Raw genomic sequence first — 6,000 nt, 5'->3', positions numbered from 1 at the left:
CGCTCGCCCATAAAAAAAGCTGCCACGTTTGACCGTGACAGCCTTTACAAATCTAATCTTAACCGCTCAGCAATACAGCAAAAGCTGGCTTAACAGAAAAGCGAATTTAGCGTAGCCAGGCGGGCAGATCATTCAGGCCCATCGCCTGCTTCAGCATCATGGGTTTAACACCCGGCAGGCGATCAGCCAGTTTCAGACCCACGTCGCGCAGCAATTTTTTCGCCGGATTATTGCCTGCGAACATTTCACGGAAGCCCTGCATTCCCGCCAGCATCATCGCGGCGCTGTGCTTACGGCTGCGCTCATAGCGTCGCAGATAGAGGTGCTGACCAATATCTTTGCCCTGCTGATGCAGGCGGCGAATCTCACCGATCAGCTCGGCGGCATCCATGAAGCCAAGGTTAACGCCCTGACCCGCCAGCGGATGAATGGTGTGAGCCGCATCGCCCACCAGCGCCAGACGGTGTGCCGCGAAATTGCGGGCATAGCGCGCCACCAGCGGAAACGATTTGCGCTCGCTTTCCAGCTGGCACAGGCCGAGCCGCATATCAAACGCCACCGAGAGCTGCTGATTGAACAGCGCTTCAGGCATGGTTTCCAGACGGCTCGCTTCCTGTGGCGAGAGCGACCAGACGATGGAACTGAGATGCGGATCCTGCATCGGCAGGAAAGCCAGAATGCCGTCGCCGTGGAACACCTGGCGCGCCACCGCATCGTGCGGCTTCTCAGTGCGGACATTAGCCACTAACGCATGGTGATCGTAATCCCAGAAGGTCAGCGGGATATCGGCTTTGTTGCGCAGCCAGGAGTTAGCGCCGTCAGCGGCAATCATTAATCGCGCACTTAACATGCTGCCATCCTGCAGGGTAACAAAGGCTTCGTTGTCACCAAACGCGACCTGCTGTAACTGCGAGGGTGCCATTATCGTCACGTCGCTGCAGGCGCTGGCACGTTGCCAGAGCGCATTGTGGATCACCGGATTTTCGATGATATGGCCCAGATGCGACAGGCCCTGCTGCTCATCATCAAAGGCGATGGAGCCGAAACTGTCCTTATCCCACACTTCCATGCCGTGATAAGCGCTGGCGCGCAGCGAGAGAATGGTCGACCAGACATCCAGCTTCTGCAGCAGCCGTTCGCTGGCGGCATTGATTGCCGACACGCGAACTGACGGTGACGCACTCAGCGCCAGCGGTGGCTCCGGTGATTTTTCCAGTACGGCGATGCGCAGTCCGCTGCCCTGCAAGCCGCAGGCCACCGCCAGTCCCACCATACCGCCACCGGCAATCACCACATCAAAAGTTTGCATCTGAGCCTCTTTATTAACGCTTAACCCAGCCAAGCGTGCGCTCAGCCAGTTGATTTCTTAACCACGGCAGATGATCCATCGCCAGCAGGCCCAGGTTACGTCCTGCCACCAGCGGGCCATAGCGATTCGCAAAGATGCGAACCAGTCCGTCGGTGATACCGATGGTGGCGGCGCGGTCGGGCTGACGACGCTGCTGATAATGATGCAGCACCGCATAGCTGCCGGGGTCCTGCTGCTGCCGATGGGCGGCTGCCAGCGTTTCAGCCAGCGACATCACATCGCGCAGACCCAGGTTGAAGCCCTGCCCGGCAATCGGATGCAGCGTCTGCGCCGCATTGCCCACCACCGCCACGCGATGCGTCACTGGCGACATCGCCCGGTGCAGCGCCAGCGGGTAATACTCACGCTGGCCGGTGTGGGTGAATTTACCCAGCCGCCAGCCAAAGGCACGCTGCAGCTGGCTGAGGAATTCGGCCTCGCTCCACTGCTCAATGCGTTCACGCTGCGAAACCGGATGACACCAGACCAGCGACAGGCGATTGCCGGACATCGGCAACAGCGCCAGCGGGCCATTTTCGGTAAAACGTTCAAATGCCCGGCCCTGATGAGGCAGCGCGGTGGAAACATTGGCAATCACGGCAAGCTGTTGATAGTCGTCTCTTTGCCACTGAATGCCGCACGAAGCCGCCAGCGCAGATCGCGTGCCATCCGCCGCCACCAGCAGTTTGCCGCTGAGTTGTTCGCCACTGTCCAGCGTCACCTCAACCTGCTGCTCACGGCGGTTAGCCTGGGTAACACGAGCCGGACAGCGCAGCGTTACACCGGGTGCTTTTTTCAGCTCAGCAAACAGACGCTGACCGACGTCAAACAGCTCGACAACCTGTCCCAGCGCCGGAATAGCGTAGTCAGCCGCCGCCAGCGACACAAAACCGGCGTGACCGCGATCGGAGACATGAATGTCGGTAATCGGCGTGGCACAACGGGCGATGTGCTGCCACAGATTGATGTCCGCAAGCTGCTGGCAGGTACCGGCAGAGAGCGCAATAGCGCGGCCGTCGAAACCGGGATGCGCCCGGCTGCCGGGCTCGCTGCTTTCAATCAGCGTTACCGGCAGTGTGCCCTGGGTCAGATGGGAGATCGCCAGCGCCAGCGTCGCCCCGGTCATGCCGCCACCGGCAATCAGAATCGTCATGCCTGTTTTGCCGCCGCCATCAATGCTTCAATCTCATCCGCCTCTTTCACGACGCTGTCGGTGAGATTTTCAATGCCATCTTCAGTGATCACAATGTCATCTTCGATTCGGATACCAATGCCGCGATACTGCACGGGCACGTCGGCATCCGGTGCGATATAAAGACCCGGCTCGACGGTTAACACCATGCCCGGTTCCAGTACGCGGTCGCGGCTCGGGGTGCCGTAGTGGCCGACATCGTGAACATCCAGCCCCAGCCAGTGGCCCAGGCCATGCATATAGAACTGACGATGGACTTCCTCGGCGATAAGCGTATCGACGTCGCCCTCCAGAATGCCCAGCTCCACCAGCCCGGTGACCATGATACGCACCACTTCATCATTCACTTCACGAATGCTGATGCCCGGCCGGAACAGTTCAAGCGAGCGGTTGAGGCAAGCCAGCACGATGTCATAAATCGCGCGCTGCGCCGGGCTGAATTTACCGTTAACCGGGAAGGTGCGGGTGATATCGCCTGCATAGCCGTGGAACTCACAGCCTGCATCGATCAGCACCAGATCGCCGTCGCGCATTTCGCTTTCGTTTTCGGTGTAGTGCAGAATGCAGCCGTTAACTCCGGCACCCACAATGGTGTTATAGGAGGGAAAACGCGCGCCGTGACGGTTAAATTCGTGTTGAATTTCCCCTTCGAGCTGATACTCGAACAGGCCTGGCCGGCAGGTTTGCATGGCGCGGGTATGCGCCAGTGCACTGATTTTCCCGGCGCGACGTAACAGTTCAATCTCATCCGCATCTTTAAACAGGCGCATCTCATGCACCCAGGGACGCCAGTCAGTGAGGGTATCGGGTGCACTAAGATGCTGGCGGAAGCCGCGACGTAGCTTATCCAGCGCGCTGAACACCAGTGTGTCCGCGTGGGCATATTCGCCCTGCGCATGGTAAACCACATCCAGGCCATTCAGCAGCAGGTGCAGCTGGTCACCAATATCATTCCAGGGTAAAGCGCGATCGACGCCCAGTTTGTCGGGTGCGGCCTCCTGACCCAGGCGACGGCCAGACCAGGTTTCCGCCGCAGGATCGCGCACGCGGTTAAACAACACGCTGTGGTTATGATTCTCATCGCTTTTGATCAGCACCAGCAACGCCTGCGGTTCGTTAAAACCGGTGAAATACCAGAAGTCGCTGCTCTGGCGGAACGGATATTCGGTGTCATTACTGCGCATCACTTCTGGCGCAGCAAAGATTAACGCTGCGCTGCCAGGCACCATCTTCGCCAGCAGCGCCTGACGACGCTGCAGGAATCGTTCCAGTGAAATCATCTCTGCACTCCCTGTAAACTGACCGGTTAAACTCGTTGACCTGAAATTAGTGTAGCGTCGGTTTTTGCACTTCTGGCGCGGTTGGCTGCGGGCGGGTGAACGTATCGTGGCACAGCAGTGCGGCGACACGTACATACTCAATCACCTCCTCCAGCGACTGCTCCAGCTCCTCCTGGTCTTCATCTTCTTCGTAACCGAGCTGTGCGATAGTGCGCAGATCATCGATTGCTTCGCCGGTTTCGCCGGTGACTTTATCCAGTTTAGGCTGTGTTACGCCCAGGCCGAGCAGAAAATGGTTAACCCAGCCCGCCAGCGCGTCGGCACGGTCAAAGACGGTGATGTCGTCGTCAGCAGGCAGCAGCAACTGAAACAGGAAGCCTTCATCTTCCAGCGTAGTCGCCGTATGCTCGTGTAGCTCCGCCAGCGGCACGGCAAGAGTGTGTGAAAACGCCATGCCTTCGTTAGCCAGATCGTGTACCAGCGTCTTCCAGCTGGTGTCCTGGTTACCACCGCAGAGGATCCCGCTCAGCAGGCCATGCATTTCCGCGGGCGTCATTCCAACGCCCTGCTGTGAGAGCACCGCCGCGAGCGCGTTATAATCGGGGGTTGCGTTCTGTAAGGACATAAGTTTTCATCGTCGTTGGCAGAATAAGTTCGTGTTATGCTACCACTAGCTGCCTCAAGGTTTCCAGAAAAGGGGTTGTATCTTATTTCGTGGGTCTATATAGTTGCCCGCCTCCCAAGCCATTGACTGCTAAGGGAGTTGCGAGCGAAGTAATCAGTCAGGAAGGTGGCATGTCTGCACAACCGGTAGATTTACAAATTTTTGGTCGTTCGTTGAGAGTAAATTGTCCGCCAGAGCAGCAAGATGCGCTCAATAGCGCGGCTGAAGATCTCAATCAACGGTTGCAAGATCTAAAAGTTCGCACTAGAGTCACCAATACAGAACAACTGGTGTTCATCGCCGCGTTAAACGTCTGCCACGAGCTGGCGCAAGAGAAAGTGAAAACGCGCGATTATGCTGCTAATATGGAACAGCGTATCCGTATGTTGCAGCAGACGATTGAACAGGCATTAGTTGAGCAGGGTCGCATCTCTGAGCGTGAGGGTGCGAAGTTCGAATAAAACTTCATGGTTGCTATACTTAAGTAACGGTGAGGTAAATTTTCTCTGAGATGTTTGCATGTGGGCCAGTCCCCTGAGCCGATATTTCGAAAAAACAGAATGTGACGCTCGTAACCTGTGTGCATGCTCGGTTCGTCCGAGAAGCCTGATGGTTATGACGGCATGTTCACCTTGAACCAAGGGTTCAAGGGTTACAGCCTACGGCGGCATCTCGGAGATCTCTCTTCCTGTAGTCCTGCTTTTTTCCCCTGACTGACATGTTATAGTCGCTCAACAGCGACTTATCCGGCGGGGAAATCATGTCTGAACCTTCCATGTCTGAACCTTCAATGACCCAGCGTCAGGCGATTCGCCAGCATGTGCGACATCTGCGACGGGCACTTACCGATGAGCAGCAAACGCAGGCCGCTGAGCAGCTCGCTGAACATGCGCTCAACTACGCCCCGGTGACCGAAGCGCGCAATATTGCCCTGTTTCTGTCGGTGGATGGCGAACTCAATACCCGTCCGCTGATTGCCCGCCTCTGGCATCTGAAGAAAACAGTCTGTCTGCCGGTTTTACACCCCTTCTCTCCCGGTAATTTGTTGTTTCTGCGCTACTCGCCCGATACCCCATTGCTCAAAAATAAGCTGCGCATTCCTGAACCGCCGCTGGATATCCGGCAGTTGATCACCCTTGATCAACTGGATCTGATGATGGTGCCGCTGGTGGCGTTTGATCAGCATGGGCAGCGTCTGGGGATGGGCGGCGGCTTCTACGATCGCACCCTGCAGAACTGGCGGCAGCACGGTTTTTTGCCGGTGGGCCTGGCACACGATTGTCAGCAGGTCGATAGCCTGCCGGTGGCAGAATGGGATGTGCCTTTGCCGGCGGTAATGACGCCGTCAAAACTCTGGCAGTGGGAGTAGAAGAGTCGCTTTTGCAGACAAGTGAAAACCCACATCCGGGCGCATCTGGCTGCAATGAAATAGCTCAACGCGCAGGGAACATGGTCATAAGAGGAAAGCGTCCCGCCGCCCGGATAAAAACGCCGGGAGCGTTTTTGAACAACGCCA

At 57.2% G+C, this 6,000-nt stretch carries 6 protein-coding genes and 1 other RNA gene; 3 read left to right on the top strand and 4 right to left on the bottom strand.

Annotation, left to right across the window (positions count from 1 at the left end; all coding sequences use genetic code 11):
• Positions 1 to 106 precede the first annotated feature (106 nt).
• The 4 genes from ubiI to EPG66_RS16255 are packed head-to-tail and all read right to left on the bottom strand — an operon-like array spanning position 107 to position 4,445.
• Entirely contained in the window at positions 107 to 1,309 is a 1,203-nt protein-coding gene (ubiI, locus tag EPG66_RS16270) for an FAD-dependent 2-octaprenylphenol hydroxylase (protein WP_010671056.1), read from the bottom strand.
• 13 nt (positions 1,310 to 1,322) lie between these two features.
• On the bottom strand, positions 1,323 to 2,501 hold the full coding sequence (gene ubiH, locus EPG66_RS16265; RefSeq protein WP_115758950.1) for a 2-octaprenyl-6-methoxyphenyl hydroxylase: 1,179 nt from the start codon (positions 2,499 to 2,501) through the stop codon (positions 1,323 to 1,325).
• Positions 2,498 to 3,820, bottom strand: a complete 1,323-nt coding sequence (gene pepP, locus EPG66_RS16260) for a Xaa-Pro aminopeptidase (protein WP_109652169.1) — start codon at positions 3,818 to 3,820, stop codon at positions 2,498 to 2,500. The genes ubiH and pepP overlap by 4 nt, the downstream gene beginning before the upstream one ends.
• Positions 3,821 to 3,866: 46 nt before the next feature.
• Positions 3,867 to 4,445 carry a YecA/YgfB family protein gene (locus EPG66_RS16255; RefSeq protein WP_022623836.1) on the bottom strand — a complete coding sequence of 193 codons (579 nt, stop codon included), beginning with the start codon at positions 4,443 to 4,445 and terminating at the stop codon, positions 3,867 to 3,869.
• 170 nt (positions 4,446 to 4,615) lie between these two features.
• Between EPG66_RS16255 and zapA the strand changes: the two genes are divergently transcribed.
• From zapA to EPG66_RS16240, 3 genes are all read left to right on the top strand, one after another.
• Entirely contained in the window at positions 4,616 to 4,945 is a 330-nt protein-coding gene (zapA, locus tag EPG66_RS16250) for a cell division protein ZapA (RefSeq protein WP_008925677.1), read from the top strand.
• Positions 4,946 to 4,984: 39 nt separating this feature from the next.
• Positions 4,985 to 5,167: non-coding RNA, 6S RNA (gene ssrS / locus EPG66_RS16245), on the top strand.
• 92 nt (positions 5,168 to 5,259) lie between these two features.
• Positions 5,260 to 5,853 carry a 5-formyltetrahydrofolate cyclo-ligase gene (locus EPG66_RS16240; RefSeq protein ID WP_039389205.1) on the top strand — a complete coding sequence of 198 codons (594 nt, stop codon included), beginning with the start codon at positions 5,260 to 5,262 and terminating at the stop codon, positions 5,851 to 5,853.
• Positions 5,854 to 6,000: the final 147 nt, after the last annotated feature.

The sequence above is a fragment of the Pantoea pleuroti genome (genome assembly GCF_014156615.1).
Lineage (GTDB): Bacteria > Pseudomonadota > Gammaproteobacteria > Enterobacterales > Enterobacteriaceae > Pantoea > Pantoea agglomerans.
This window is presented reverse-complemented; position numbering and strand designations above follow the sequence as displayed.

Bases quoted from the DNA above. Each gene is read 5' to 3' on its own strand.
- pepP (WP_109652169.1), bottom strand. From the start codon at position 3,820: ATGATTTCACTGGAACGATTCCTGCAGCGTCGTCAGGCGCTGCTGGCG.
- EPG66_RS16240 (WP_039389205.1), top strand. From the start codon at position 5,260: ATGTCTGAACCTTCAATGACCCAGCGTCAGGCGATTCGCCAGCATGTG.
- EPG66_RS16255 (WP_022623836.1), bottom strand. From the start codon at position 4,445: ATGTCCTTACAGAACGCAACCCCCGATTATAACGCGCTCGCGGCGGTG.
- zapA (WP_008925677.1), top strand. From the start codon at position 4,616: ATGTCTGCACAACCGGTAGATTTACAAATTTTTGGTCGTTCGTTGAGA.
- ubiI (WP_010671056.1), bottom strand. From the start codon at position 1,309: ATGCAAACTTTTGATGTGGTGATTGCCGGTGGCGGTATGGTGGGACTG.
- ubiH (WP_115758950.1), bottom strand. From the start codon at position 2,501: ATGACGATTCTGATTGCCGGTGGCGGCATGACCGGGGCGACGCTGGCG.